We start from the raw sequence: 25674 nt of genomic DNA, 5'->3' as shown, positions 1-25674 counted from the left end.
CCCTTCAGAGTCTCTGTATTTCACTGTAGGCATAGGTTGCTGCAATTGCCCCCTCTGCACATGCTGTTACCCACTGGTTCAGGCCCCCGGTGATATCCCCCGCCGCGTATACAAGGGGGATGTTTGTCCTCTGCCTTTTATCTGTTATGATGTAGCCGCCATCATCCACCTCAACACCCAGTTCAACTGCGAGCTGATTGAGGGGCTCTTCACCTATGGATATGAATATCCCATCAACCTTCAGGGCCTCATCCTCACCTGTTACACGGTTGTGTATCATGACCTCCTCAACCCTATCATCACCCCTTATCTCGGTTACAACAGAGTTCCATATCACAGGGATGTTCATTTCCTTCAGCTTTTCCTGAAGGTACCTGTCGGCCCTCAGTTCATCCCTCCTGTGGACTATGCTGACGTCACACCCTATGTTTTTGAGGAACACTGCCTCCTGGGCTGCGCTGTTTCCTCCACCAACCATGAGGACCTTCCTGCCCCTGTAGAGTGGGCCGTCACAGGTTGCACAGTAACACACACCCCTTCCAAGGAGTTCGTTCTCGCCTGGCACACCCAGCTGCCTGTGCCTGCTTCCTGTTGCAAAGATCAGTGCGGAGGCCGTGTAGGTGTCCCTTGAGGTCCTGACTGTGAACACGTCATCCTTCTCTATCTCCTTCACTTCCTCCATTTCCCTGAGCTCAGCCACCTTCGTGGCCTGTTTCTTCATTTTGGTGACAAGGCTCATCCCGGCTATCATTTCAAATCCAGGGTAATTCTCCATCATGGGGACCTCAAGGCCCAGTCCACCTGCAGGGCCCTTATCCAGCATGAGAACACGACTTCCCTGCCTTCCACCGTAGATACCTGCTGTTAGTCCTGCGGGGCCAGCCCCTATAACTATTATGTCGTAATCAGTCATCATACCACCTTCAGGTTTTATCTTGGTTTTTGATTGAGATAAAGATTTAAGTAAATGACCTATCTACATTAAAAAAATTAATGGTATATTGTGATTATGAGGTTGTTTAAGGGGACTAAGCTGGATTTAAGTTTGCATTGAAAAAGGTAATATATTTTTGTGAACTAAAAATGTAAAATGAGGTTTCTAGAGTCTTTCCCGGATTTTTGAGTTCAGTATCCTGTTTACAATCTTACCATCGGCTCTACCACGCAGCCTACCCATGGCCTGACCCATCAGGGGTCCCATTGCACCCATACCCCTCTCCTGGATCATTTCATGGTTAAGCTCAATGATCTCATCTATCACAGCCTCAACCTCATCCTCTGTAAGGAGCAGGAGGTCCAGTTTCTCTGCAGCCTCACCTGCTGTTACACCATCATCGGCCATGCAGGCAACTATGTCCCTGAGAGCATCCTTTGACACCTTACCCTCCTCAAGGAGTCTGATGACGTCTCTGAGTTCGTCAATGCCGATACTGTCCATATCATGGCCCTCCCTTCCAAGTTCCCTGAGGGTGTAGGCGAGGAGTGATGCTACCACGGTCACATCAACCCTGAACTCTGCGAGGGCCTCGAATTCCTCAACAAGGTTCCTCTTAACGAGCTGGGATGCCAGGTCATCACTGAGGCCGTACTCTTCTATGAGCCTCTCCCTCTTTTCTGATGGAAGTTCAGGGAGGTTCTTTCTGATCCACTCGATGAATTCCTCTTCTATGCTGAAGAGCGGTATGTCTGTTTCAAGGTACATCCTGCTTGAGGTTGGAAGTGGCCTGAGGTACTGGGTGTTTCCGTCGGGGAGGGCCTTCCGGGTCTCCTCTGGAACGCCATCAATGGCCATCCTGGCACGTTTAGTGACCTCCCTGAGGGCATTCTCTGCTGTCTCCCTATCATGGGCCACCAGGACCACCGCATCATCCTCTGAGGCATCAACAGCATCCCTGAGGGCTTTAACCTCCTCGGGGGTTATACCGTAGGCAGGGAGTTCATCGGTGTGGAATATCCCCTTAACGCCCCTCTTCTTTGCATAGTCAGCCATCTCTGTACCTAAACGTCTTCCGGGCTGTATTTCAGTTCCTATCAGTCCATGGAAGCCCATCAGTTTAACAGCGAGTACTGACTCTGCCGAGGATATTATCCTGGAGGCCGTATCCCTGAAGACCTCTGAGACATCAACCAGATCCCCATCAACCGAGGCTCCCCTCTTCCTGAGGGTGTTTCTTATCTCAACCAGTTTCAGCTGCCTCATGACCTCCCTCTCAACTATCTCCGGGATGAGGTCAAGGTCCTGGACACCCTTCACCTCGACCCTGGCCCCCTCACGTATGGATATGTTGAGGTCCTGCCTTATGGTCCCGAGGCCCCTCTTAACACGGGTGCTCCTGAGCACCTGGCCTATCTGGTATGCGACATCCCTGAGCTGCTGGGGGTCACTGATGGATGGGTCTGTGGTTATCTCAACGAGGGGTATGCCCAGGCGGTCCAGTCTGAATACAACACCATCCTCTGTCTCCCTGATCCTCCTTGCGGCGTCCTCCTCAAGGCAGAGGTTCTCTATTTTAACAGTCCCCTGTGGTGTTTCAAGGTGGCCGTCGGTTGCAACAAGGCCCGTCCTCTGGAAGCCCCCGGTGTTGCTGCCATCGATGACCTGCTTCCTCATGGTGTGGAATTCATCCACAACCCTCATGTTGAGGAGGAGTGCGATTGTAACTGCAAGTTCAAGGGCCTCCCTGTTGAGGGGGTGGGGTGGCTCCTCATCTGCCTCAACCAGGCATGTTCCATCATCGTAGTTCTCGTAGTGGAAGTGGAGCTTCCTCATGGCCTCCTCAAAGGCTGCCCTGTCAAATTTCCCGAGTTCGCTCTGGGTTGGCCTGAGGTTCCTCACTATGTCGTGGTCAGGTTCTGAATCGATAAGTTCTGTTCTGCAAGGGCAGAAGAGTTTGCTCTCTGTATCAAGCTGCTGGTGTATCTCGAGGCCCATTTTGAGTCCTATCTCATCCCAGTTCATCTGATCAACCCCCTGAAGTATGCTATTGATGTCCTATCCTTGATTTCCCCTGCAATGTTATCCATCATCATTTCACGCACCCTTCCTGGTTCAGATGTCTGTCCCAGGACCCAGCACATCTTGACGTAGGCGACCTCCGGGAGCATATCTGCGCAGGGTATGACACCCGCCTGGAGGAGCCTCCTTCCTGTGCTGTAGACGTTCATGTTGACCCTTCCGTTTAGGCACTGGGATGTCATGGCAACAGGGACCCCCATATCATGGGCCTCCCTGAGTACCGGTATCAGTGTGTCGGGGCAGTGCCCGAGACCTGTACCCTCCATGACCAGTCCCTTGTAGCCCCTCTCCAGGTGCCATTCTATGATATCAGGAGACATACCAGGGTAACTCTTTATGAGGGCAACCCTCTCCTCAACTCTGTCATGGAGTTCCAGTTCAGCTGAACCCCTCTTCCTGTAGTCAGCGTCAAGTATTTTGATGTCCCCTGGTGTTACCTCTGCGAGGGGGAGGGCGTTTATGCTCCTGAAGGTGTCCCTCCTTGAGGTGTGCATCTTCCTCACCTTCACGCCCCTGTGGAGGTGGCAGGTGAGGTCATCCATGGTTGCATGCATGCAGACCGTGACCTCAGCTATATCAGAGGTGGCGGCCCTCACCGAGCACTGTATGTTGAGGCTTGCATCCGATGATGGCCTGTCTGAACTCCTCTGGGCGCCTGTGAGGACCACAGGGACTGGAGTTTTGAGCATGAAGCTGAGGGCGGCGGATGTGTAGTGCATGGTGTCGGTTCCATGTGCAACAACAACACCATCTGCACCGGCATCTATCTCCCGGTATACGGCCCTTGCGGTTTCAACCCAGTATTCGGGTTTCATGTTCTCACTGAGGATGTTCAGGACGGCCTTACCCCTTATGTTTGCCATGTCCAGGAGTTCGGGGTTGGCCCGGAGGAGGTCGTCTGCGGTGAAGGCCGGGTGCACTGCACCTGTACGGTAGTCTATTATTGATGCAACGGTACCGCCCGTTGATATTATGGATACATCTGGCAGGTTGGGGTCCTCACTCACATCAACCGGGGGTAGCTCTATTTTTGGCTCTGAACCCCTCTCAATGAGTTCTATTTTTGCGTCGCTGATTTCAACTCCAATGTTGTATCCGTTTTTGAGTTTCAGGACGATGTGCCTGTCATCTGCATCATCTGCACGGTCCAGCACCATGCCCTCATAGGTCACATCGGGTTTCTCCACCCTAACGGTGTCCCCCACATCTATGGAGGCTGATTCAAGGAATTTCCTGGCTGATCCATGGTATGACATTAAAATTCCCCCTCAAGGTTCTTCCTGGCCCAGTCTGCTCCTGCCTCGAGTATTTTAAGGTTGATATCTATTATCTTATCCTTACCAGAGAAGGTGAACCTTATGGCATCCCTGAAGGATTCCTCATCGAGGCCTGTGATTCCAAGGGCCATCATGACACCCAGCATGGCGGTGTTGGCAGCTCTCCCTGTACCGTGTTCCTTTGCTATTTCAAGGGCTGGCACACCTATGGCCCTGAGATTCTCTTTTTTACTGAAATCTGCGGTGGCAGTGTCGTAGAGGACAATACCACCCTCCCTGACATCACCTGCAAATTCATCTAGGGATGGCTGGTTGAAGGCCACGAGGACATCTGGCGTGTCAACCGCCGGTGAGCCCACCCTTTCACCTGATATAACTACTCCGCAGCTTGATGTACCACCCCTCTGTTCGGGCCCATAGGCAGGGTACCATGATGTGTGTCTTCCCTCACTGCAGGCTGCCTGTGCCAGTGTCAGTCCCATGCTAAGGACTCCCTGGCCACCGAAACCTGCAATCTTAACCCTTACCTCCCGGAATTCAGGGTCATCCACAGGGTCTGGCACCGAGTCCTCCTTTATCTGGAATATGCGGTCCAGGCTCTCCCTTGAGAAGTCACTCTCTGATCTTATGAGGGGTTCTGTCTCGGATGAGCGGTCCCTGAAGTTCTTCACGGGGAATTCCCTCTCCATTTCCTCCTTCAGGAACCTTTCAGCACCCTCGGCGTCCTGCCTGAGGTTTGTGGGGCATGGTGATAGTACCTCAACAAATGCGTAGCCCTTCCCATCCCTCTGGATTTCAAGGGCTCTTTTAACAGCTCTTTTGGCCTTCCTTATGCTTTTTGGGTCTGCAAGGGAGACCCTCTCTATGAAAACCGGGGCCTGGAGGTTGTCGAGGAGTTCACACATATGTAGCGGGTAACCTGCATATCGGGGGTCCCTCCCACCGGGACATGTGACTGTCACTTCACCTATGAGGGTTGTTGGCGCCATCTGACCGCCTGTCATACCGTAGACGGTGTTGTTGACAAAGAAGACCGCCATTTTCTCACCACGGTTTGCGGCCTGTATCGTCTCATTGAGGCCGATGGATGCAAGGTCCCCGTCACCCTGGTAGAGTAAGACCACGGGGGTGTCCTATGCACGTGATATCCCTGTCCCCACTGCAGGGGCCCTTCCATGGGCCACCTGGACGTTTCCGCAGTCAAAGTAGTAGTAGGCGAAAACCGCACAGCCAACCGGGCTTATCATTACTGAACGCTCCTGTATACCCAGTTCATCAATGGCCTCACCTATGAGCTTGTGGAGTATTCCATGGCCGCAGCCTGCACAGTAGTGTGTGGCTGTGGGGGCGCTTCCACCCTTCCTCTCGAATACCTCGTGGAGTGAATCTGGTTTCCTGATCACCTTTTTAGTCATTGGATTCCCCCGCGATTTCTCTGATTTTCCTGAGGATGTCCCTCAGTTCTATGAGGTTTCCACCCATCCTGTTTACGAGTTCAACATCCCTGCAGCCTGAGGCCATCTTTATATCTTCCCTCATCTGGCCGCTGCTCATCTCAACCGATATGAAGGTGCAGCCACCCTCTGCAAGTTCCCTGATTCTTTCTGATGGGAATGGGAATAGCGTTATGGGCCTCAGAAGTCCCACTTTTATGCCATCTGCCCTTGCTGTGTCAACCGCGCTCTTCGCAACCCTGCTGCTTATACCATACGCCACGAGTACAATTTCAGCATCCTCAACCATGTATTCCTCGTATCTCACCTCATTCTCCTCCACCGCCGCATATTTTTCCTGGAGGTAGAAGTTGAACTCCTCGAGTTCATCGAAGTCAAGGAATATGGAGGTTACGAGGTTCTTCATGGTTTCCCTGCTGCCGCATACAGCCCAGGATGTGTCCGGCCTGTGCTCCACGGCCCTTTCAGGGAAGCGGAGGGGTTCTGCCATCTGCCCCAGGACGGCGTCTGCAAGTATTATAACTGGGTTCCTGTATTTGTCTGCCAGTTCAAAGGCATCCATTGTGAGGTCGCACATCTCCTGTACACTGTTGGGTGCAAGGACGATATTCCTGTAGTTTCCATGTCCACCGCCCTTCACCAGCTGGTTGTAGTCTGCCTGCTCCGGCCCGATGTTCCCGAGTCCCGGACCTGCCCTCATGACATCCACGATGACCGCAGGAAGCTCAGCACCTGCAAGGAAGGATATTCCCTCCTGTTTGAGGCTCATACCTGGCCCTGAGGATGCTGTCATGACCCTGTGGCCGGCTGCAGCTGCACCGTAGACCATATTTATGGCTGCCTCCTCTGATTCTGCCTGCACAAACTTCCTCCCCACCAGGGGGAAGTACCTTGAGGCCTCGTGGAGTATCTCACTTGCTGGTGTTATCGGGTATCCGAAGTAGCAGTCACAGCCAGCATACATGGCCCCTATTATCACGGCGGTGTTACCCTTAACCATCTGTGTCGCCATCTTCACACCTCTCTATGTGGACCTCTATTGCGTTGATCTCGGGGCAGGTGTAGTAGCAGTTCCCGCAGCCGTTGCATCCCTCGCCACGGTACTCAACGTAGTGGTAACCCCTCTCGTTGATCTTATTGCTCATGTAAAGCACTTTCCTGGGGCATGCGATTATACACCGCTCACATGCCTTGCATTCGACCCTGTTTATTACCGGGTAGGCCTTCTTCATTGGTTTTCACCGTCTCCCTCAAGGTCATGCTGTCTGATCTCAACACGCCTTATCTTACCGCTTATGGTCTTGGGCAGTTCATCAACAAATTCAACTATCCTGGGGTACTTGTAGGGTGCGGTCACCCTTTTCACATGGTCCTGTATCTCCTTCTTCAGTTCCTCTGATGGTTCATATCCCTTTGCAAGCACCACGGTTGCCTTGACAACCTGTCCCCTTATGGGGTCAGGGTAGCCGGTAACTGCGCATTCAAGGACCGATGGGTGGGATATGATGGCGCTTTCAACCTCAAAGGGCCCTATACGGTAACCTGAACTCTTTATTATGTCATCGGTTCTCCCAACGAACCACATGTACCCGTCCTCGTCCATCCAGGCTGTGTCCCCTGTGTGGTAGTAACCGCCGTACCATACCTCTGATGTCTTCTCCGGGTTCCTGTAGTAGCCGTTGAAGAGTCCTATCGGTTTACCATCCTCTGTTTTTATGACTATCTCACCTTCTTCACCCACGTCCACGGGTTCACCGTTCCTGTCCACGAGTTCAACCTGGTAGCCCGGTGATGGTTTTCCCATCGAACCGGGCTTTGGTTCCATCCAGGGGAAGTTTGCTATGCACACAACGCACTCTGTCTGACCGAAGCCCTCCATGAGCTCAAGTCCTGTGTGCTCCTTGAACCTCTCAAAGACCTCAGGGTTGAGGGGTTCCCCCGCTGTCACCGCGTATTCTATGCCTGATAGGTCGTAGCGTGAGAGGTCCTCCTTTATGAGGAACCTGTATATGGTTGGGGGGGCGCAGAAGGTTGTTATGTCATACTTTTCAAGCTTCTCAAGCATTTTCTCGGGGTCAAAGCGATCATAATCGTAGACAAATACGGCGCTTCCAGCTATCCACTGTCCATAGATCTGCCCCCACATGGCCTTGGCCCAGCCTGTGTCTGCGACCGTGTAGTGGAGGCCGTTCTCTCTGACATTCTGCCAGTACTTTGCGGTTATTATGTGGCCGAGGGGGTAGGTGTGGTCGTGCTCTATCATCTTGGGCATACCGGTTGTGCCTGATGAGAAGTACACAAGCAGCGTATCCTTTCCACCGGGGCGGTCTTCAGGGGCCTGGAAGTCCTCCTGGATATCACTGAGTTCCTTCCTGAGGTTTATCCATCCTTCCTTTTCCAGGTCACCGACGATGACCCTTTTAACGTCTGCCCCAAGTTCATCAATGGCACTGTCAAATACATCAGGCACTCCGTCCTCTGCTATGCAGACAACCATCCTTATATCGGCTTCCCTTATACGGTAGATGATGTCCTTCTCCTTGAGCATGTGTGTGGCTGGTATTGCAATGGCGCCTATCTTGTGAAGTCCCAGGAGGGAGTACCAGAAGTCGTACCTTGCCTTTAGGGTCAGCATGACAGTGTCACCCTTCTCTATACCCTCCCTGGTGAAGAAACTGGCTGCCCTGTCTGAGAGTTCCCTGAGTTCACCGAAGGTTATCCTCCTTTCATCTCCACTGTCGTTGCACCAGACGATGGCTGTCTTGTCGGGTTCAATCTCTGCGTAGCGGTCAACCACGTCGTATGCAAAGTTGAAGTTATCAGGTATCTTTATCTGGAAATTATCACGGAAATCCTCGTAGGAGTCAAATTCAACACGGTTAACGAATTCATGTATGAGAGCAGTCATTGGCACACCTCTACATTATTATTGCAAGGAATCTGGCCCTTTTACCGTCCAGGGCCTCCATGGCATGTTCATATGATGAGTCAAAGAATATGGAGTCTCCCTCATTCAGTATTATCTCATTGTCGTGTATGTAGAACCTTATGCGCCCCTCAAGGACGTAGTTGAATTCCTGCCCTGGGTGGCTGTTGGTCTTTGGTTTTCCGTCCCGGGGCTCCACTGTGACTATGAATGGTTCGGCCTTCTTGTGTATGAACTTCTCTGCCAGGTTCTCGTAGCGGTACTGTTTTCTCCTCTCAACCTCCACCCCCTTGCCCTTGCGGGTGACGGTGAAGATGTGCATCCTTGTCTCCTCACCTGTGAGCAGAAGTCCCATGTCAACGCCCATCTTGTGGGCTATCTCAAAGAGTATGCTTGCCGGGATGTCCTCCTCTCCGGTCTCATAGCGGCGGTAGGTTTCCACGTCAATGTTCAGGTAACTGGCCATTTCATCTTCTGTGATTTCTGAAAGTTCCCTCAGTTCCCTTACACGGGAACCAATCTCCTTACTTTTCTCTTTCATGGTTACACCTCATAAGTGCCAGAAAAAAATAATAATGATTATTAATGATAAATGTCTTCTGCCTTAAATACATTTCTCCTCCTTTAATGATTTAAGTTACACATAATAAAAATATATTGAAAGGAGGTCTTTTCATGGAGATAAAGACGGTCAGAATAGAGCCCCAGGAGGACCTGAACCTGATACTCGGGCAGAGCCACTTCATAAAGACTGTTGAGGACATATATGAGGCCATTGTGAACACGGTTCCCCAGGCAAAATTTGGGGTGGCATTTGCCGAGGCATCCGGGGACTGCCTTGTGAGGCATGCCGGAAATGATGAGGAACTTGAGGAGCTTGCAGCAGAGACCATGCTTGAAATTGGAGCAGGACACTCTTTCATAGTGTTCCTCAGGGAAGCATTCCCCATAAACGTGCTGCAGCGGATAAAGAATGTGCCGGAGGTTGTTAACATCTACTGTGCCACCGCAAACCCTGTTGAGGTCATCATTGCCGAGACAGAGCAGGGGAGGGGGATCCTGGGGGTCATAGATGGCAGCAGACCTGAGGGTATAGAGGATGAGGAGGATATCGCCGAGAGAAAGAGGTTCCTTCGCCTTATCGGATACAAGTTTTAGTGGAGCCACATAGTCAGGGAGGGCCAAAATTATATTAAACACCCCGCCCAATAATAATACGGGGGTTGTTTAAATGTCAGATACAGTGGTTTTTGTTAAGGAGAGCGGAAACAAAAATAAGGGCGAAAACATCTTTGAAATAAACCAGAACAGGGTCCGGATGAAGGAAAAACAGAAAGGTACACTCTCAATAACCTTTGAAAGTCCGGATAAGGGGGACATAGAGGCCGCAATGGCATTTTTTGAATCAATGACTGATATGGAACCTCTCACAATGAATATCGCAGATACCGGTGAGGTTAAGGCCTACTTCAAGGGGACAGCACCCTTCAGTCAGACTGAAGAGGAGGGAATGACGGTCTACACCTACGGTGTGACCATCCAGGAACTGCAGGAGTAAAAATTTAAATTCATTTTTTAAATTTTCATTGATCCTTGGGGTAGGTCCACTCCTCAAAGATCTTGTAGATTTTGTCAGGGTCACTGAAAACCTCTGTTTTGTCCATCCTTGATATCCTCTTTACGTGTTCAACGTCCTCCCTGGTTATTTTGAGTTCCAGTTTCTTACCGTTTGGAAGTGTCGTGATAACCTTCCCCTCACTGTAATCCGATGGCATGATGTAGACAGGGACAGAGGCCTTCTGGGCCATTATAACGGCATTTGTAACAAGGGTATCCCCTATCCTCAGGGATATCTTGGCTGTGCTGTTGGAGGTGCAGGGAGCCACAAGTATGAAGTCATACTTACCAAGCTGGACCTGGCCTGCAAGGAAGGGTGAATTGGCGTTTATTTCAACCCATTTTCTGTCAAAGCTGGTCTCAAGGTCCCTGTAGAGGCCATAGTACTTGACAACCTGGTCACCTGCCTTGGATATAAAGACGTCGATTTTGATATGATCCCCATAGATCTTTTTGATGTCCTTCATTATTTCGTAGGTTTCAGTAAGTTTCTCCCCGGCCCCGGTGATACACCAGGCAACAGTCAGTTTTTCAGTCATGGTTCATAATATGTTGGAACTTATTAATCAAATTTGGGTTGCATATGATGTCATGATCATGTGATAGCATGGAGAGCTTTGACCCGTGATCCGAGGATAAATCGACGATTCTTTTGTCTGGCATTCAACCAGGAAAACCTTGAAGTGGGATTCAGGGATTTTGAAATGATTTCATGACCATTAAACTCTAAAAAACTAATAAGTGCTTTTAATACCTTAAATGGCCTACTGCACAGGGCACTGAAATTACATTTCAGTAGCTGATGTGTTGTCCAGCTAAAGTCACCTTCTTATAAGTTCCAGAGCCTATGAAGCCCTGGCTACGCTTACCTCAATCCACGATCACACCATCAAGTATCCTTATGGTTCTTGAGGCCATCTCAGCCACATGGGGCTCATGGGTGACAACAACAAGGGTAACCCCCTCCTCATCCTGAAGCTTCTGAAGCATCTGGAGTATATTTCTGCTTGTCTTTGAGTCAAGAGCCCCCGTAGGTTCATCTGCAAGGATTATTGACGGGTTATTGGCCAGGGCCCTGGCAATTGCAACCCTCTGGCGTTCACCACCAGAGAGTTCCGTGGGCCTCCGGTCAGCCTTATCACCGAGGCCTACCTGTTCAAGGAGCTCCATTGCACGCTCCTCCATGTTAACGTGCTTCACAGCAAACATGGGTATCTCAACGTTTTCAAGGGCGGTGAGGCTGGGTATGAGGTTATGCAGCTGGAACACGAAGCCTATTTCCTCGGCCCTTAAACGACTCAGGTCCCTCTCCTCTGAAAGATCCCTTCCAGCGACCTTGATGGTGCCTGAGTCAGGGACATCAAGGGCGCCTATCATGTTGAGGAGGGTGGATTTACCTGAACCTGATGGCCCCATGATTGAGATGAACTCACCCATTTCAACTTCAAGGTCAACACCATTAAGGGCCCTTATCTTACCCCCATCAAAGCTCTTCTTAAGGTTTCTCACCTCTATGGCCTTCATGGAACCACCTACTCGTACCTCAGTGCCTCTGTGGGGGCGAGCCTTGATGCCCGGTAGGCAGGGTACAGTCCGCCGAGAACACCCACGCTGAGGGCGACTGCAAAGGCCCTCATGAAGATCTCAGGGCTGTATACTGGCTCTATGAATCCCCTCATTCCAAGCTCAAGGAGCACCTGTATGGCTGCAACACCAAGCACTGAACCCACAATACCTGCGATCACAGTCAGAACCACAGATTCCCCGAGTATCATAACGAGAATCCTGCGGTCCCTCCAGCCGACAGCCTTCAGAACTCCGATCTCCCTTGTTCTCTCAAATACAGACATTATCATGGTGTTTATAACTCCAATTCCACCTATTATTATGGCGAGGAGTGATATGGCCCAGGTTGCGGTGTCTATGGTCTGCAGGCCCTGGTCAACGCTCTGGAGGTCCTCAAGTGAGGCTATGGTTGTGAGGTCATTGTAACGTTTCTCGATGCGGTCTGTGACGTCCTCCACCCTTGAATTTCTGGTCATTTTAACGTAGATCATGGTGACCTTACCCTCCTTCTCCTCTATTTTCTGGAGTTTTTTGAGTGAAATAAAGGCCCCTCCGTCCTGCTGCATGTCACCGGATTCAAATATCCCGACGATACGGTACTCACGGTTCTTTATCTTTATTGTATCACCAACGCCCTTGCCATGGTTCTCTGAGGCCACCTTACCGATTATGACCTCATCTGCATCTGGATCCGTCAGGGTCCTGCCATCAGTTATCTTTATCTGGCTCATGTTTATCTTGGCAGGATCTATCCCTATCAGTACAAAGTAGGGGTTGTCGTCAAGGGGCTGTACAGCCATGAGTATTCCAACAGCGTCCTCGACCCCGCTCACGTTCCGCACCTTATCCACGTATTCCTCATCTATCTTGCTGAAGAACATGTCCGAGACATTGGACTCCACAATCGTGAAGTCGGCGCCACCCGCCTTGAGGGTGTTCTCTGTTGATGCCTTCAGGCCCTCGGTTATCACTCCAAGGGTTACAATGGTTGCAATTCCAATCGCGATACCTGTTATTGCAAGGAGACTCCTTGCACGGCTTCTGAACGGATTCTTCAGAATGAGTGTTATGAACCTCATGTTTAGGTATATGAATCCGAACCTTAATAATGTTGACTAATCCAAAAATAAATAATTTGAGGGGTTTCAGGACACTTTTTCTGTTTCAGGGATCAAAATGGTAAATATTAAAGAATAGGTGGATTTTCAGGACATCTTTCCTGCCCTTAGAACCTCAAATGCGTCCAGGTCCACAGTGCCTATGGTGCTGTAACATTCGGCTTCTGGCATCTTCTCAAGTTCTTCCATGCTTATGTACTTCATTTTATCAAGGCCACGGATAAAGTACCTGAACTGGGGTCCAAGCCTTTCCCTCAACCTGTAACCCTTTCCAATGTTTATGAAGTACCTTCTTTTCACCTCATATTCCCCGGTGAGTTCATGGATTCTGTTAAGAAGCCTCCTTGTGGGGTGCCTGTAGGTGCCGTTCTCCATTGCTATTACAATGTCCACATGGGCACCGAGTTCATCTGCAAGTTCCCTCTGGGTTTTACCTTCACTGATCCTGTAACCCAGCACAAGAAATTTCAGTTCATCTTCGCCACTCACGATTTCCACCTCCGTTGAATTTATTATGGGACACCACTATAAATACTTTTTTATAAAAAATTATTATTAAAATTTCAATTAATCCGATAAACGTAATAATAAATTTCAAAATATTATATTATAAATGATTATATCCATGACTGTGACAATATTTAATAGTTGAATAACACTGGGTAACAGTAAATAATATAAACATGGAGTAGATTATTAACTGGTGGTGGGATCATGGGACCTGAGTCATGGGTGATAATAGCTGCCATATGCCTCATAGGCGAAATGCTGACCGCGGGATTCTTTCTTCTCTGGTTCGCCTTCGGGGCACTGGCAGCAGCGGTACTTGGATACCTTGGATTCGATACAACGGTACAGTTTGTTACATTCATTGTTGTTTCAGTTATCCTCCTTGCTATTTCAAGGCCATTCGCCGCGCGCATAACAGGTGAGCCATCAAAGAAGGCGGTTGCAGATAGACTCATAGGAAGGGAGGGAACCGTGACAGAGGCAATCACACCCCAGAGCTCTGGTCTTGTGAGGGTCGACGGTGAAACCTGGAGGGCAAGGTCAGACGCGGCTCTTAAAGAGGGTGACAGGGTGAAGGTGAAGGCAATTGAGGGAGTTAAACTCGTTGTTGAAAAACTGGAGGAATGAAAGATGCTTCTTGAAATAATAATTGTACTTGTACTCCTTGTACTGGCATTCAAGAGCCTGAAAATACTCAGACCCTACGAGAAGGGTGTTGTTGAAAGGCTCGGTAAATATCAGAGGACAGTCGAAAGCGGCCTCGTTGTTATAATCCCGTTCATAGAGGCCATAAAGAAGGTTGACATGAGGGAGCAGGTGGTTGATGTACCACCACAGGAGGTCATAACCAAGGACAACACAGTCGTTGTTGTGGACTGCGTCATATTCTATGAGGTGGTTGACCCCTTCAATGCGGTCTACAACGTGGTTGACTTCTACCAGGCCATAACCAAGCTGGCCCAGACAAACCTCAGGAACATAATAGGGGACCTTGAACTGGACCAGACCCTCACATCAAGGGAGATGATAAACACCCAGCTCCGCGAGGTCCTAGATGAGGCCACAGACAAGTGGGGTACCAGGGTTGTCCGTGTGGAGATACAGCGCATAGAACCACCCGGAGACATAGTTGAGGCCATGTCAAAGCAGATGAAGGCCGAACGTATGAAGAGGGCGGCCATCCTCGAGGCAGAGGGTTACAAGCAGTCAGAGATAAAGAGGGCTGAGGGTGATAAACAGGCAGCCATCCTTGAGGCAGAGGGTAAGGCCGAGGCCATAAAGAAGGTTGCAGACGCCAACAAGTACCGGGAGATAGCCATAGCAGAGGGTCAGGCCAAGGCCATACTCTCGGTTTTCAGGGCAATGCACGAGGGGGACCCGACGAATGATATAATAGCACTCAAATACCTTGAGGCCCTTGAGAAGGTTGCCGATGGAAGGGCCACAAAGATACTTCTCCCTGTGGAGGCCACAGGTATTCTGGGTTCAATTGCAGGGATCTCAGAGATGCTCTCTGACCCCTCAAGGGCATCTGAAAAAACATCGAAAAAATCTGAGCCATCAGAAGCAGAGAAAAAACCAGCATCCCCAGAATTTCAGGAAAAACAGTGAATAATCACCTTTTATTTTTAGCTGGTGTTAGTTATAAATATCAAGCTGAACATAATAAGATTCGGGAGGTGTAAGGTATGAAAGAGGATGTTTTCTATGGAAAGGGCATGGTCCATGTGAAGGAGGACTATCCTGACATCTACGAGGCAGTTGTTAAACTCAACGAGGCCGCCTACACAGGGAAGGTTCTTGACTACAAGACACAGAAACTCATAGCCCTCGGGATAACAGCTGCAAACTCAGATGACCGTGCGGTTAAAAAGCAGATACAGAGTGCCATAAATGAATTTGGGGTTACAAGGGATGAGATTGTTGACGTTCTCCGTGTTGTTCTCCTCACATCAGGTAATCCACCCTTTGTGAAGGCAATGAGGATTCTTTATGAGGTCCTTGGGGACTGATTAAATTCTTTTTTAAATTAAGGTATTCAGTTTTTTATTAATCAGCTCTTGAAAATCACCTTTTGCAAAAATTAGATAAATATTCTTAAAATTTAAAAATAGAAAAGAAGTATTTTTTTATTTATCTTGTTGTGAATGTTGATTTGAAATCTACTGCCATCATGTTACCTGTGCTGGTCTTAACTGCAGTCCTTGGAACAGTGATGATGTACCTTGTACGGGCACTCCAGCTTCCAACTGGTTTTATGTAGAGCCTGTTGCCACTTATTCTCTTACTGATGGGCTTCAGCCGGCCGGCAGATGTTTTTACAGTTATTGATCTGTAGCTGGGGCCGGCAAGTATGCTGTTACTGAATGTTATGACAATTACTTTGGTCCTTGAAACACCTGTTGCACCACTTCTGGGATCAATGGCTGTTACTGCAATGGCAGACGTGAAATTTGATGTGAAGTCCACTGATAGGGTGGTTCCTGCAATATTTTCTATGGCATTCACAGGTATTCTGACTGTGAACTTGACACCGGGATCCCAGCCTCCAACGGGTGTTATGATGAGCCTGTTGCCGCTTATACTCTGGATGATTGATTTTAGAGCACCTGTAGATTTTCTGACTGTTATACTGTAATATTTAGTTCCGGCTATGATAATGGAGCTGAAGGTTATTACAAGGCTTTTTGTCCTTGAAACGCTCATGGAACCGTTTGGCGGATCCATGGATACCACTTTAAGTTTCTGCAGAGGATCTCTGATGAGCGGAAGGCTGTCGGCTCCACCGCTAAAGGTGTAGGGAGTGTCCCCGAAGTTATCCCCATTTTTATCCTCCCCGGTGTAGTCGCTCCAGTAGTTACCTCCAGTGGGCCGCGTGAGATTGAAAACATTGGTTAAACCACCTTCATTTTCCGCCTGAATACCATTGTTTATGAAGCTGTTTCCATAGACCCTGTTGCCCTTGCTGTAAGCTGATATAAGTAATCCCACTGAATTGTTCAATAAAAGATTACCATAGATTGTATTGAATGAACCCGTGACATGTATGCCCCTATTGCCGCTAAAGCTTATTTTATTTCCCAGAATGGTGTTGTTACTGGAATAGTGTATAAAAATACCATCATATCTGGCCATGTGTACCCTGTTACTCTGAATGGTGTTTTTACTGGACTGCAACAGGAAGATACCATAGTCATCATCGCTTATGTTGCAGTTTTCGATCCTTGAACTGTTTGTATTTGCAAGTATTATTCCATTACCACATTTTGAGAGGGCAACGTTTTTTATGGTTACATTCCTGCAGCCCACAAGTGCAAGGTAGCCCATTTGGATTCCATTGTAGACCCTGTTGGAGATTCCAGTGAGATAATAGACTGGTTTACCGTCAATGGTATTTGAGGTATCTATGTTCTGGATAAAATGGCCAACTGAGTTGTCCCCTCCCCCAATTTTAATGGCTCTAGATGCGTTGATGATGGAGTTACTCCTTAAGACACTGTTGAGTGAGGTCAGAAGGCAAATAGCATTCTCTGTTATGTCCTCTATCCTGTTTTCTCTGATTACATTTGAAGGTGAGAACCCAGCTTCGATTCCGTTGAGACAGTTTCTTATAATGTTACTGGAAATTGTGTTTTCAGCTGAGGATTCAAGAGAAATTCCGGATCCCTCACTGCTTATATTATTTCTGGATATAATGTTCCTGTTTGATGATATTAGAACTATTCCACCAGTATTATCAGTTATTTCATTTTCCTGGATCACGCTGTTATCGGAGTCCATTAGCCAGATTGCTATATCGTTGTGTCTTATGACGTTCTTTGTCAGGTTACACCAGCCAGCAGATGAATATATTCCATGAGTACCATTGATCAGCGTAAAACCGTTTATTTTTGACCCATTGGCCGTTATATTTATTACAGGTTCTCTGTCACGCCATCCATCTATTATTACTGTTCCGTTTGCTTTCAGAGTTAAATTTTCTCTGTTTATAACTATGTTTTCTTCATAAGTTCCAGCATCCACCACTATAGTATCCTGAACTTCACTATCGTCTATAGCCTCCTGGATGGTCATATAAATTTTTCCAGTTCTTTCATTCCGTGAAACAGCTGCTGAAGTTCCAGAAAAAAACAAAACAAACAAAAAAGCCACAGCCAGCAAAGAGCAAAATTTGACGTACTTCACATTCAACCCCCCGAAACAAATATTATATTAATATCTACCTCCATTTAGATATAGATTATACTAAAATCAATAGCCGGTAAGATATGTGATGATATCATGATTTTCTGATTTGGATTATCTGCATCATGTTTACCGGATATCAAATTCCAGCTTAATCTAGCTTAATGGACTTAAATTCAGACATACACAAATGGTTAATGACACTAAAATCGTGCATAAACAGATTTATTCATGGAACCAACAGTAAACTTTTTAAGTGACCACATCAAATGTAGTAGTACATAAACCGCTATTTTTAAGGGATACGATCCCATGGATGTGGCGTAAAGCCGAACAGAATAGAGGTGTAAACAATGTACAAATATGTTAAAGACGCATGGAAAAATCCAAAGGACTCCTATGTAATGGAGCTTATGTGGGAAAGGGCCCCAAAATGGAGAAGGGACCCTGTAATTAAAAGGATTGAAAGGCCAACAAGAATAGACCGTGCAAGATCACTTGGTTACAAGGCAAAACCTGGATACATAATCGTGAGGACACGTGTGAGGCGCGGTAGCCAGAGAAAAACCAGGTTCAAGGCAGGTAGAAGACCCAAAAGAATGGGTGTTAAGAAAATCACAACTGCAAAGAGCATAAAGAGGATCGCAGAGGAAAGGGTTGCAAGGAAATACCCCAACATGGAGGTCCTCAACTCCTACTGGGTCTGGGAGGACGGAAAATACAAGTTCTATGAGGTCATCCTCGTTGATCCAAACCACCCAGCAATAAAGAATGACCCCAAAATAAACTGGATCTGCGAAAAGCAGCACAGGGGACGTGTGTTCAGGGGCCTCACAAGTGAAGGTAAGAAGAACAGGGGCCTCCGAAACAGGGGTAAAGGGGCTGAAAAGGTAAGGTAAAGCCCCACTCAATTAATTTTTAGAGGAAAATGATACACAACATCTCCTACCGCCTAATGGTTTACGGTACCGAGGACGAGGAAAAGGTCCTTGAGGCCCTCAGGAACATAATACCCGGTGCAGCACCAGAAAGGGAAATGGCAGAGGGCTACCATGGAAACCCCATCACAGTTTTAAGGGGCAGGGTGGACCGCAGAAGGGCTCTCAGAGAATTCATGGAAAAATTCATTGAAGTCTTCAGGGGCAGAATGGATGAACTCGAGGGCAGGTTCGATGAAAACGGTAACCTGTTCATCCGACTGGATAAACAGGAGGCCCTTGAGGGGATCTGGAAACCTGTAAGGCACGGTGATGCAATACACCTCAAGATCAAGGTGGAGGCCTACCCTGCAAAGAGGGATGTTGCAGCTGAGAATATAAGGAAATTACTTGAATAATTGAGTCATCCAGCCAGATGAATTCTTTAACTTCCATTAGGATGCTCAAATAACCGATTTCAGCGGGTTCAGATGAAATTCTTTGACTTCAAGGAGGATGCTCGAATAAGTGGGTCATCTAGGCAGATGAAATTCTTTGACTTCAAGGAGGATGCTCGAATAAGTGGGTCATCTAGGCAGATGAAATTCTTTGACTTCAAGGAGGATGCTCGAATAAGTGGGTCATCTAGGCAGATGAAATTCTTTGACTTCCATATTCAGGCAGGTGACCATGATTTCAGTCTGAGACTTCTTGCTGAGGCTTCCCGTCTTGGTTACCAGGGGGCTGTCCTGGTCTGTTCCGATGAGACCTACAGCAGGCTCCAGCCAGAGATTGAACTCCTGAGGGATAACCCTGCAATCAGTGGCCTTGAGGTGGCAGCCGGTGTTATGATAAACGCCTCGAACCCCCAGGATATGAGGCGCAAGGTTAACCGTTTCAGGAGGAAGGCCGACGTTGTATACGTTTCAGGGGGTGACCTGAAGGTGAACCGCGCCGCCTGTGAGAACCCCCGGGTGGATGTCCTCTCTGCACCCTACTCCTCAAGGAGAGACGCTGGCATGAACCATGTCCTCGCAAGGGAGGCTGCAAGGAACAGGGTTGCAGTTGAACTTGTCACCACTGATATCATGGGCTCATGGCTCAAGGTAAGGGCGAGGGTTCTTGAGTACTTCAGGGACATCCTTAAACTCCACAGAAAATTCGATTTTCCACTCTTACTCTCAAGCAGGGCATCATCAATATATGACCTCCGCACACCCCGTGACCTCATGAACCTGGCAGGGTGCTTTGGGATGAGTACCCGGGAGGCCGGGAGGGCCCTATCATCAACACCATCATCCATAATCGAATACTCACGCAAACGCTCCCTTATGATTGCAGATGGTGTGAGGCTTGTGGAGGATGAGGAAGAGGACTGAACACAGCCAACGGAAGAACTGGAATAGGAAGGAAAGGCTTGTGGATGACGAAGAACAGGACTGAAACCCGGTGAAGACATGAGAATGAAGATACTCCCCCCCACACTCAGGAACCCAAAGAGGTACATCGCCTTTGAACTGATATCTGAGAGGGAGCTCTCAAGGGATGAAATCGTATCCGCCATATGGGACAGCTGCCTCAAACTCCACGGCGAATGTGAGACATCAAATTTCCGTTTATGGCTCATGAAACTCTGGCGATGTAGTTTCCCGGATGCAGTAAGGATGAGGGGGGTGCTTCAGTGCCAGAGGGGTTACGAGGGAAAGGTCATGGCTGCCCTCACAGCTGCACACCACCACAGCGGGGCAAGGGTGGTATTCCATATACTGGGACTCTCCGGAACGGTGCGCTCTGCAACACAAAAGTTTATTAAACCTTCCAAGAAAGATAAATACTGACTGATTTGTATCACATGTCTCATGATTACCAGATTTATCCATCAATAAAGAGAGGTTAGAAAAATGCAACCACTTCAAAGTGCAGGATACGATAGGGCCATTACGGTATTCAGCCCGGATGGCAGGCTATTCCAGGTGGAGTATGCAAGGGAAGCAGTTAAGAGAGGAACCACTTCTCTTGGAGTAAAATCAAAGGAAGGAATAGTTCTTGTTGTGGACAAAAGGCCCACAAGTAAACTGGTTGAGCCAAAATCCATAGAAAAGATATTCCAGATAGATGAACACATAGGGGCCGCAACATCTGGGCTGGTGGCAGATGCAAGGGCCATAATTGAAAAGGCAAGACTCGAGGCCCAGATAAACAGGATAACCTACAATGAACCCATAAGGGTTGAAAGCCTTGCCAAGAAGATATGTGACATGAAACAGATGTACACCCAGCATGGAGGTGTCAGGCCCTTTGGAACGGCCCTCATAATAGGTGGTGTAAACGGGAAGGGCTGCAGGCTCTTTGAAACAGATCCCAGCGGGGCCCTCATAGAGTACAAGGCCACAGCCATAGGGGCCGGTAGGCCAGCGGCCATGGAGGAATTTGAGAAGAAATACACTGATGATATGAACCTGAACCAGGCAATAGAACTGGCCCTCGATGCGGTCTATGAGGCAACAGAGGGCAAAACAACACCTGAAAGTGTTGAGATAGCTGTTATAGAAGCCGCAGATAAGAAGTACAGAAGGCTTCCTGATGATGAGATCAGGGACCATGTTGAGGAACTCCTGATCAGGAAGGAAAAGGAGGAAGAGGAGTAAAAAATGGTCAGCCTTGAAGATGCGGTTATCGCCCGGCTCGAATCCCATGGCGAAAGATTCGAAATTCTAGTGGACCCTGACCTTGCAGCTGAATTCCGGAGGGAGGATTCAGAGGTCAGTGTTGAGGATGTTCTGGCGGTCCAGGAGGTCTTCAGGGACGCCAGAAAGGGTGATAAGGCATCTGAGGAGGCCATGAGGAAGGTCTTTGAAACAGCGGATCCTCTTGAGGTAACACCCATAATACTTCAGAGGGGGACAATACAGCTCACTGCAGAACAGAGAAGACAGATGATAGAGGATAAACGCAAAAAAATCATCAGTAAGATTGCACGTGAAGCTATAAACCCCCAGAACGGACTTCCTCACCCTCCAAAAAGGATTGAAAAGGCAATGGAGGAAGCAAGGGTTCACGTTGATCCATTCAAAACAGTTGATGAGCAGGTCAACATTGTCCTGAAGGCCATAAGGACCAAGATACCCATAAAATTCGAGAAGGTCACCGTTGCCATAAAGATACCAGGCGACAGGGCCGGCCCAGCCTACGGTGTGATATCCAATTTCGGAAAAATAAAGAATGAAGAATGGCAGAGTGACGGGTCATGGATAGCGGTGGTTGAGATACCAGGGGGTCTTCAGGATAGTTTCTACCAGAAAATCAATGAACTCACCGGCGGTAACGTTGAGACCAGGATTATCAAGTAAACCCTCATCTCCTTTTTCGCCTTCAAAAAACAGGGAGGCATAATGTGTTACTCGTAAATGAAAAGGACCTGGTTGTCCCAGGTCAGGTTCTGGCAGAAAATGATTACTACCCGGGCAGGGGGACCTTCAAAGAGGGTAAAAAAATATGTTCATCATTCGTTGGACTTGTTTCTGTCAGAAATAAGAAGATAAACGTGATACCACTTCAGAGCAAGTACATCCCCAAAAGGGGAGATGTGGTGATCGGTGAAATCACTGATATAAGGTTCTCAATGTGGGGCCTGGATATAAACTCCCCCTACAGCGGGCTCCTGCCGGCGTCAGAGGTTTTCGGCAAGGAGAAAAGGGAACTTGAGAACGTCTTTGACATAGGCGACGTGCTCCTTTTAAGGGTAGTTGATGTGGACGAGGTCAAAAAGGTTAAACTGGGCCTTAAGGGCCGCGGGCTTGGAAAGTTCAGGGACGGAATTCTGGTATACATAACACCAACAAAGGTTCCAAGGCTCATAGGCAAAAGGGGATCCATGATAAACATGGTCAAGGAGAAGACCCACTGTGATATCGTTGTGGGCCAGAATGGAGTCGTCTGGATAAAGGGCGAACCCGACATGGAGAGGATAGCCGAGAGGGTTATATTGATGATAGACCGTGAGGCCCACACATCAGGACTCACAGACCGTGTAAGGGAGCTTCTGGACAGACTCACCGGCACTGAACCCAAGGACCTGGATGAGGATGATGGGTCTGAATTGGCTGAACCGGAGGCTCCAGTTGAGGATGCCGAGGAGATGAAAGAAGAAACAGAAAACCCTGATGACCTAGAAGAAGATGAAGAGGAATTATCCGAGGCCGAAGAGTCAGGGCATGAAGAAGTTGACGATGAAAATAATTCCGAGGAACAGAGGTGATTGGTATCATCACACAGGATCAGTTGAAAACCTCCCCCAGTGTCAGGGAGGATGGAAGGGCATTTGATGAACTCAGGCCCCTGAGAATTGAGGCTGGAATACTTGAAAGGGCTGACGGTTCATCCTACCTTGAATTTGGAGGTAACAAGATACTTGTAGCTGTTTACGGGCCAAGGGAGGCACAGATAAGGAAGCTGCAGCGACCTGACCGGGCAGTTATAAGGTGCAGGTACAACATGGCACCATTCTCTGTTGAGGAGAGAAAGAGGCCTGGTCCCGACAGGCGCTCTGTTGAGATTTCCAAGATAACCGCGGAGGCCCTGAGGCCTGCACTGATACTTGAAAAGTTTCCAAGGTCCGTCATAGATGTCTTCATAGAGGTCCTTGAGGCAGAGGGCGGTACGAGGTGCGCGGGTATCACAGCGGCATCTGTGGCCCTTGCAGATGCCGGGATACCCATGAGGGACATGGTTGTCGCCTGCGCCGCAGGTAAGGTTAACGACCAGGTCGTCCTTGACCTCTCTGAGGAGGAGGACAAGGCCGGACAGGCAGATGTACCGGTTGCAATCCTACCAAGGACGCGTGAGATCACACTTCTCCAGAGTGATGGAAACCTGTCAGATGATGAATTTGAAAGGGCCCTTGACCTGGCAGTGGAGGGTTGCCTCAGAATACATGAGGTTCAGAAAGAGGCCCTCAGAAAGAGGTATGGTGAATAAAATGGATATAATACCTGAAATTACAAGAAAAAGTATAACAGACCTTATAAATAACAAGGAGCGAATTGATGGAAGGTCACTCCATGAGTTCAGGGACATATCCATTGAAACAGGGGTGATATCCAAGGCTGAGGGTTCCTCAAGGGTCAAACTTGGCAACACACAGATAATAGTTGGTGTCAAGCCGCAGATAGGCGAACCATTCCCTGACACCCCTGAAATGGGAGTGATACTCACAAACTCCGAACTACTACCAATGGCATCACCAACCTTTGAGCCGGGACCCCCCGATGAGCGTTCGGTTGAACTGTCAAGGGTTGTTGACCGCTGCGTAAGGGAAAGTCAGATGATAGACCTTGAAAAACTCTGCATAATAGAGGGCAGCAAGGTCTGGATGCTCTTCCTGGACCTCCACATAATCGACTATGACGGCAACCTCTTTGATGCCGCGGTACTTGCAACTGTGGCAGCGCTCCTCGATACAAGGATACCCGCCGCGGAGGTTGAGGATGGTGAAGTCCTGGTTGACAGGGAGAACATGCAGCCACTCCCCATCAATAGAAAGGCCCTCATGTGCACCTTTGCAAAGATTGGTGATGAGATAATACTGGACCCCTGCCTTGAGGAGGAGGACATACTCACCGCAAGGCTGTCCATAGGGGTGACAGAGGATGGCTCCATATGCGCCATGCAGAAGGGCGGTGAGGGTGCCCTCACAAGGGATGATGTCCTGAGGGCGGTTTCGATTGCGAGGGAGAAGGTACCCCAGCTCATTGAGTACCTTGATAAGTCAATGGCACCCTGAATCCTCTGGAGGAATCAGAGGTCACCATATTCCAGTGGCTCTGTTCTCATAAGGAGTTATAGTTTGGAGGAATCAGAGGTCACCATATTCTGGTGCTCCCCAAATCTTAAATAGTGGCCTTACAATACCTATAACATCATATTTACTGGAGTGATAAAATGGCAAAAACAAAGAAAGTTGGTATTACAGGACGTTTCGGTCCACGTTACGGTCGTAAAGCTAAAAGAGCTGTCAAGAAGATTGAAGAAGAGATGAAGAGGAAGCACGTATGCCCCACCTGTGACAGGCCAGGTGTTAAAAGGGAGAGCAGGGGCATATGGAAGTGCAGAAAGTGTGGCGCTGTATTCACAGGCGGTGCGTACCTGCCTGTGACCCCGATGGGTAAGACAGCGGCCCGTAACATCAAGAGGATAGTTGGAGGTAAGTAGATTGTACCGTTGCGCCCAGTGCGGAACCCTGATAGACCCCAAGAAGTACATGGAGAACAAGTGCCCGCGCTGCAGGTACAGGATCCTCTTCAAGGAGGTGCCTCCTGTTAAGAGGACCATAAGGGCACGGTAGGATGCTTCTTACAACCTCAAGGAAGCCATCCCAGCGCACAAGGTCCTTTGCCCAGAGGCTTGCAAGGATCCTCGGATGGACCTACATAAACAGGGGGAAGATGAACCTGCGCGAGGTCCTCATCGATGCAGGGGGTCCTGCCGCAATCCTCTTTGAGAGACATGGTAACCCTGCAAGGATAACATTCCTTGATGAAAGGGGCCATGAACTGGGTTACATCCTCTTCAACGCTTCCTTTGACCTTAAACCCGTCAGTCTCAGGGGCGCTGCCAGAAGTGCAAGGTCCTGTCCTGATGATCTCCACACAATCTGCCGGCTCATGGGCCTTGAACATGACCCGTCGGTTAGGGAGGGTGCATGGGATATAAGGCCTGCCGGTGATTACAGGGGTGTGATGGAACTCATTGATTCGGAGGGCAGGCCCTCTGGCTTTAAACTTATCATAAAGGATATCAGGATGGGTGAGTGACCTTGGCATTGAGGAGCATCCAGGGTGAAATCGAAGTTTCCACAGGGGACCCTGAGACGGCCCTTGTTATTTACAGGGCGGTTAAACCTGAAGTTGAGGATTCACCCTCTGAAAGGTCCTCAATGTCCATTGACCTTGATGATGACCTGATAACCATAAGTATAAGCGCCACTGATTCGGCGTCATTCAGGGCGGCCCTTAACTCATCAATCCGATGGGTTAAACTGTCCATGGAGATGATTGATACACTTAAATCCCTGGATTTATCCGATTAAA

General features: G+C 48.7%; 30 protein-coding genes and 1 pseudogene. 18 read left to right on the top strand and 13 right to left on the bottom strand.

Translation table 11 applies throughout. The features are described from left to right. Nucleotides 1–4: 4 nt before the first annotated feature. The 8 genes and pseudogenes from trxB to MTBMA_RS05315 form a co-directional block, all read right to left on the bottom strand. Entirely contained in the window at nucleotides 5–913 is a 909-nt protein-coding gene (gene trxB, locus MTBMA_RS05350) for a thioredoxin-disulfide reductase (RefSeq protein WP_013295913.1), read from the bottom strand. A 186-nt stretch (nucleotides 914–1099) separates the two neighbouring features. After that, nucleotides 1100–2959 (bottom strand): Glu-tRNA(Gln) amidotransferase subunit GatE, encoded by a 1860-nt coding sequence (gatE, locus tag MTBMA_RS05345; RefSeq protein WP_013295912.1) that lies wholly within the window; start codon nucleotides 2957–2959, stop codon nucleotides 1100–1102. Continuing rightward, complete coding sequence (gene gatD, locus MTBMA_RS05340) at nucleotides 2956–4272, bottom strand: Glu-tRNA(Gln) amidotransferase subunit GatD (protein ID WP_013295911.1); 1317 nt, start codon at nucleotides 4270–4272, stop codon at nucleotides 2956–2958. Before gatD ends, gatE begins: the two co-directional genes overlap by 4 nt. Continuing rightward, nucleotides 4272–5708: pseudogene (locus MTBMA_RS05335) on the bottom strand (2-oxoacid:acceptor oxidoreductase family protein). The gene gatD and the pseudogene MTBMA_RS05335 overlap by 1 nt, the downstream one beginning before the upstream one ends. Then, on the bottom strand, nucleotides 5701–6759 hold the full coding sequence (gene vorB / locus MTBMA_RS05330) for a 3-methyl-2-oxobutanoate dehydrogenase subunit VorB (protein WP_013295908.1): 1059 nt from the start codon (nucleotides 6757–6759) through the stop codon (nucleotides 5701–5703). The pseudogene MTBMA_RS05335 and the gene vorB overlap by 8 nt, the downstream one beginning before the upstream one ends. Next, nucleotides 6740–6979, bottom strand: coding sequence for a 3-methyl-2-oxobutanoate dehydrogenase subunit VorC (gene vorC, locus MTBMA_RS05325; protein WP_013295907.1), 240 nt, complete (start codon nucleotides 6977–6979; stop codon nucleotides 6740–6742). The genes vorB and vorC overlap by 20 nt, the downstream gene beginning before the upstream one ends. Then, entirely contained in the window at nucleotides 6976–8655 is a 1680-nt protein-coding gene (locus tag MTBMA_RS05320) for an AMP-binding protein (protein ID WP_013295906.1), read from the bottom strand. The genes vorC and MTBMA_RS05320 overlap by 4 nt, the downstream gene beginning before the upstream one ends. 10 nt (nucleotides 8656–8665) lie before the next feature. Then, entirely contained in the window at nucleotides 8666–9214 is a 549-nt protein-coding gene (locus MTBMA_RS05315) for a helix-turn-helix domain-containing protein (protein WP_013295905.1), read from the bottom strand. Between the two features lie 134 nt (nucleotides 9215–9348). On the opposite strand from MTBMA_RS05315, the gene MTBMA_RS05310 reads away from it, so the two are divergent. Together MTBMA_RS05310 and MTBMA_RS05305 are read left to right on the top strand one after the other, a co-directional pair. After that, nucleotides 9349–9831 (top strand): adenosine-specific kinase, encoded by a 483-nt coding sequence (locus MTBMA_RS05310; RefSeq protein WP_013295904.1) that lies wholly within the window; start codon nucleotides 9349–9351, stop codon nucleotides 9829–9831. Nucleotides 9832–9904: 73 nt separating this feature from the next. Beyond that, the gene (locus MTBMA_RS05305) at nucleotides 9905–10231 is read left to right on the top strand and encodes a hypothetical protein (protein ID WP_013295903.1); all 327 of its coding nucleotides are present in this window, start codon (nucleotides 9905–9907) and stop codon (nucleotides 10229–10231) included. A 25-nt stretch (nucleotides 10232–10256) separates the two neighbouring features. On the opposite strand, the gene afpA is transcribed toward MTBMA_RS05305, so the two are convergent. From afpA to MTBMA_RS05285, 4 genes are all read right to left on the bottom strand, one after another. Continuing rightward, complete coding sequence (gene afpA, locus MTBMA_RS05300) at nucleotides 10257–10829, bottom strand: archaeoflavoprotein AfpA (RefSeq protein WP_013295902.1); 573 nt, start codon at nucleotides 10827–10829, stop codon at nucleotides 10257–10259. A gap of 331 nt (nucleotides 10830–11160) precedes the next feature. Next, nucleotides 11161–11814, bottom strand: coding sequence for an ABC transporter ATP-binding protein (locus tag MTBMA_RS05295; protein WP_013295901.1), 654 nt, complete (start codon nucleotides 11812–11814; stop codon nucleotides 11161–11163). A gap of 8 nt (nucleotides 11815–11822) precedes the next feature. After that, nucleotides 11823–12935 carry an ABC transporter permease gene (locus MTBMA_RS05290; protein WP_013295900.1) on the bottom strand — a complete coding sequence of 371 codons (1113 nt, stop codon included), beginning with the start codon at nucleotides 12933–12935 and terminating at the stop codon, nucleotides 11823–11825. A gap of 126 nt (nucleotides 12936–13061) precedes the next feature. Then, on the bottom strand, nucleotides 13062–13463 hold the full coding sequence (locus tag MTBMA_RS05285) for a transcriptional regulator (protein ID WP_013295899.1): 402 nt from the start codon (nucleotides 13461–13463) through the stop codon (nucleotides 13062–13064). A 225-nt stretch (nucleotides 13464–13688) separates the two neighbouring features. Here MTBMA_RS05285 and MTBMA_RS05280 point away from each other — a divergent pair, with 225 nt between their 5' ends. The 3 genes from MTBMA_RS05280 (at nucleotide 13689) to MTBMA_RS05270 (ending at nucleotide 15496) form a co-directional block, all read left to right on the top strand. Continuing rightward, nucleotides 13689–14111, top strand: a complete 423-nt coding sequence (locus MTBMA_RS05280; RefSeq protein WP_013295898.1) for an NfeD family protein — start codon at nucleotides 13689–13691, stop codon at nucleotides 14109–14111. 3 nt (nucleotides 14112–14114) lie between these two features. After that, on the top strand, nucleotides 14115–15095 hold the full coding sequence (locus tag MTBMA_RS05275; protein ID WP_013295897.1) for an SPFH domain-containing protein: 981 nt from the start codon (nucleotides 14115–14117) through the stop codon (nucleotides 15093–15095). Nucleotides 15096–15172: 77 nt separating this feature from the next. Next, on the top strand, nucleotides 15173–15496 hold the full coding sequence (locus MTBMA_RS05270) for a carboxymuconolactone decarboxylase family protein (protein WP_013295896.1): 324 nt from the start codon (nucleotides 15173–15175) through the stop codon (nucleotides 15494–15496). Nucleotides 15497–15617: 121 nt separating this feature from the next. Here the strand turns inward: MTBMA_RS05270 and MTBMA_RS05265 are convergent, their stop codons facing one another. Further along, entirely contained in the window at nucleotides 15618–17669 is a 2052-nt protein-coding gene (locus MTBMA_RS05265; RefSeq protein ID WP_013295895.1) for a NosD domain-containing protein, read from the bottom strand. A gap of 353 nt (nucleotides 17670–18022) precedes the next feature. Between MTBMA_RS05265 and MTBMA_RS05260 the strand changes: the two genes are divergently transcribed. The 13 genes from MTBMA_RS05260 to MTBMA_RS05200 all read left to right on the top strand — a co-directional run bounded on the left by MTBMA_RS05260 (nucleotide 18023) and on the right by MTBMA_RS05200 (nucleotide 25673). After that, nucleotides 18023–18568, top strand: coding sequence for a 50S ribosomal protein L15e (locus MTBMA_RS05260; protein WP_013295894.1), 546 nt, complete (start codon nucleotides 18023–18025; stop codon nucleotides 18566–18568). A 29-nt stretch (nucleotides 18569–18597) separates the two neighbouring features. Next, nucleotides 18598–19005 (top strand): RNA-binding protein, encoded by a 408-nt coding sequence (locus MTBMA_RS05255; RefSeq protein WP_013295893.1) that lies wholly within the window; start codon nucleotides 18598–18600, stop codon nucleotides 19003–19005. Between the two features lie 72 nt (nucleotides 19006–19077). Then, the gene (gene rnp3 / locus MTBMA_RS05250; RefSeq protein WP_013295892.1) at nucleotides 19078–19965 is read left to right on the top strand and encodes a ribonuclease P protein component 3; all 888 of its coding nucleotides are present in this window, start codon (nucleotides 19078–19080) and stop codon (nucleotides 19963–19965) included. 84 nt (nucleotides 19966–20049) lie between these two features. Further along, the gene (gene rnp2 / locus MTBMA_RS05245) at nucleotides 20050–20424 is read left to right on the top strand and encodes a ribonuclease P protein component 2 (RefSeq protein WP_083772515.1); all 375 of its coding nucleotides are present in this window, start codon (nucleotides 20050–20052) and stop codon (nucleotides 20422–20424) included. Between the two features lie 63 nt (nucleotides 20425–20487). Continuing rightward, nucleotides 20488–21234, top strand: a complete 747-nt coding sequence (psmA, locus tag MTBMA_RS05240; protein WP_013295890.1) for an archaeal proteasome endopeptidase complex subunit alpha — start codon at nucleotides 20488–20490, stop codon at nucleotides 21232–21234. A 3-nt stretch (nucleotides 21235–21237) separates the two neighbouring features. Further along, entirely contained in the window at nucleotides 21238–21936 is a 699-nt protein-coding gene (locus tag MTBMA_RS05235) for a ribosome assembly factor SBDS (RefSeq protein ID WP_013295889.1), read from the top strand. A 44-nt stretch (nucleotides 21937–21980) separates the two neighbouring features. Next, nucleotides 21981–22844, top strand: a complete 864-nt coding sequence (gene rrp4 / locus MTBMA_RS05230) for an exosome complex RNA-binding protein Rrp4 (protein WP_013295888.1) — start codon at nucleotides 21981–21983, stop codon at nucleotides 22842–22844. Continuing rightward, nucleotides 22841–23563, top strand: a complete 723-nt coding sequence (gene rrp41, locus MTBMA_RS05225; RefSeq protein WP_048901206.1) for an exosome complex exonuclease Rrp41 — start codon at nucleotides 22841–22843, stop codon at nucleotides 23561–23563. Before rrp4 ends, rrp41 begins: the two co-directional genes overlap by 4 nt. Then, nucleotides 23553–24368, top strand: coding sequence for an exosome complex protein Rrp42 (gene rrp42, locus MTBMA_RS05220; RefSeq protein ID WP_048901287.1), 816 nt, complete (start codon nucleotides 23553–23555; stop codon nucleotides 24366–24368). The genes rrp41 and rrp42 overlap by 11 nt, the downstream gene beginning before the upstream one ends. A gap of 158 nt (nucleotides 24369–24526) precedes the next feature. Beyond that, nucleotides 24527–24796, top strand: a complete 270-nt coding sequence (gene rpl37A / locus MTBMA_RS05215; protein ID WP_013295885.1) for a 50S ribosomal protein L37Ae — start codon at nucleotides 24527–24529, stop codon at nucleotides 24794–24796. Between the two features lies 1 nt (nucleotide 24797). Next, nucleotides 24798–24929: a DNA-directed RNA polymerase subunit P gene (locus MTBMA_RS05210; RefSeq protein ID WP_048901205.1), complete on the top strand. Its 132-nt coding sequence runs from the start codon at nucleotides 24798–24800 to the stop codon at nucleotides 24927–24929. A gap of 1 nt (nucleotide 24930) precedes the next feature. Then, nucleotides 24931–25398, top strand: coding sequence for a Brix domain-containing protein (locus MTBMA_RS05205; RefSeq protein ID WP_013295883.1), 468 nt, complete (start codon nucleotides 24931–24933; stop codon nucleotides 25396–25398). Continuing rightward, nucleotides 25395–25673: a KEOPS complex subunit Pcc1 gene (locus MTBMA_RS05200; RefSeq protein WP_013295882.1), complete on the top strand. Its 279-nt coding sequence runs from the start codon at nucleotides 25395–25397 to the stop codon at nucleotides 25671–25673. The genes MTBMA_RS05205 and MTBMA_RS05200 overlap by 4 nt, the downstream gene beginning before the upstream one ends. The last annotated feature ends 1 nt before the right edge of the window (nucleotide 25674 follow it).

It is taken from the genome of Methanothermobacter marburgensis str. Marburg (assembly GCF_000145295.1).
Taxonomy (GTDB): Archaea; Methanobacteriota; Methanobacteria; order Methanobacteriales; family Methanothermobacteraceae; genus Methanothermobacter; species Methanothermobacter marburgensis.
This window is presented reverse-complemented; position numbering and strand designations above follow the sequence as displayed.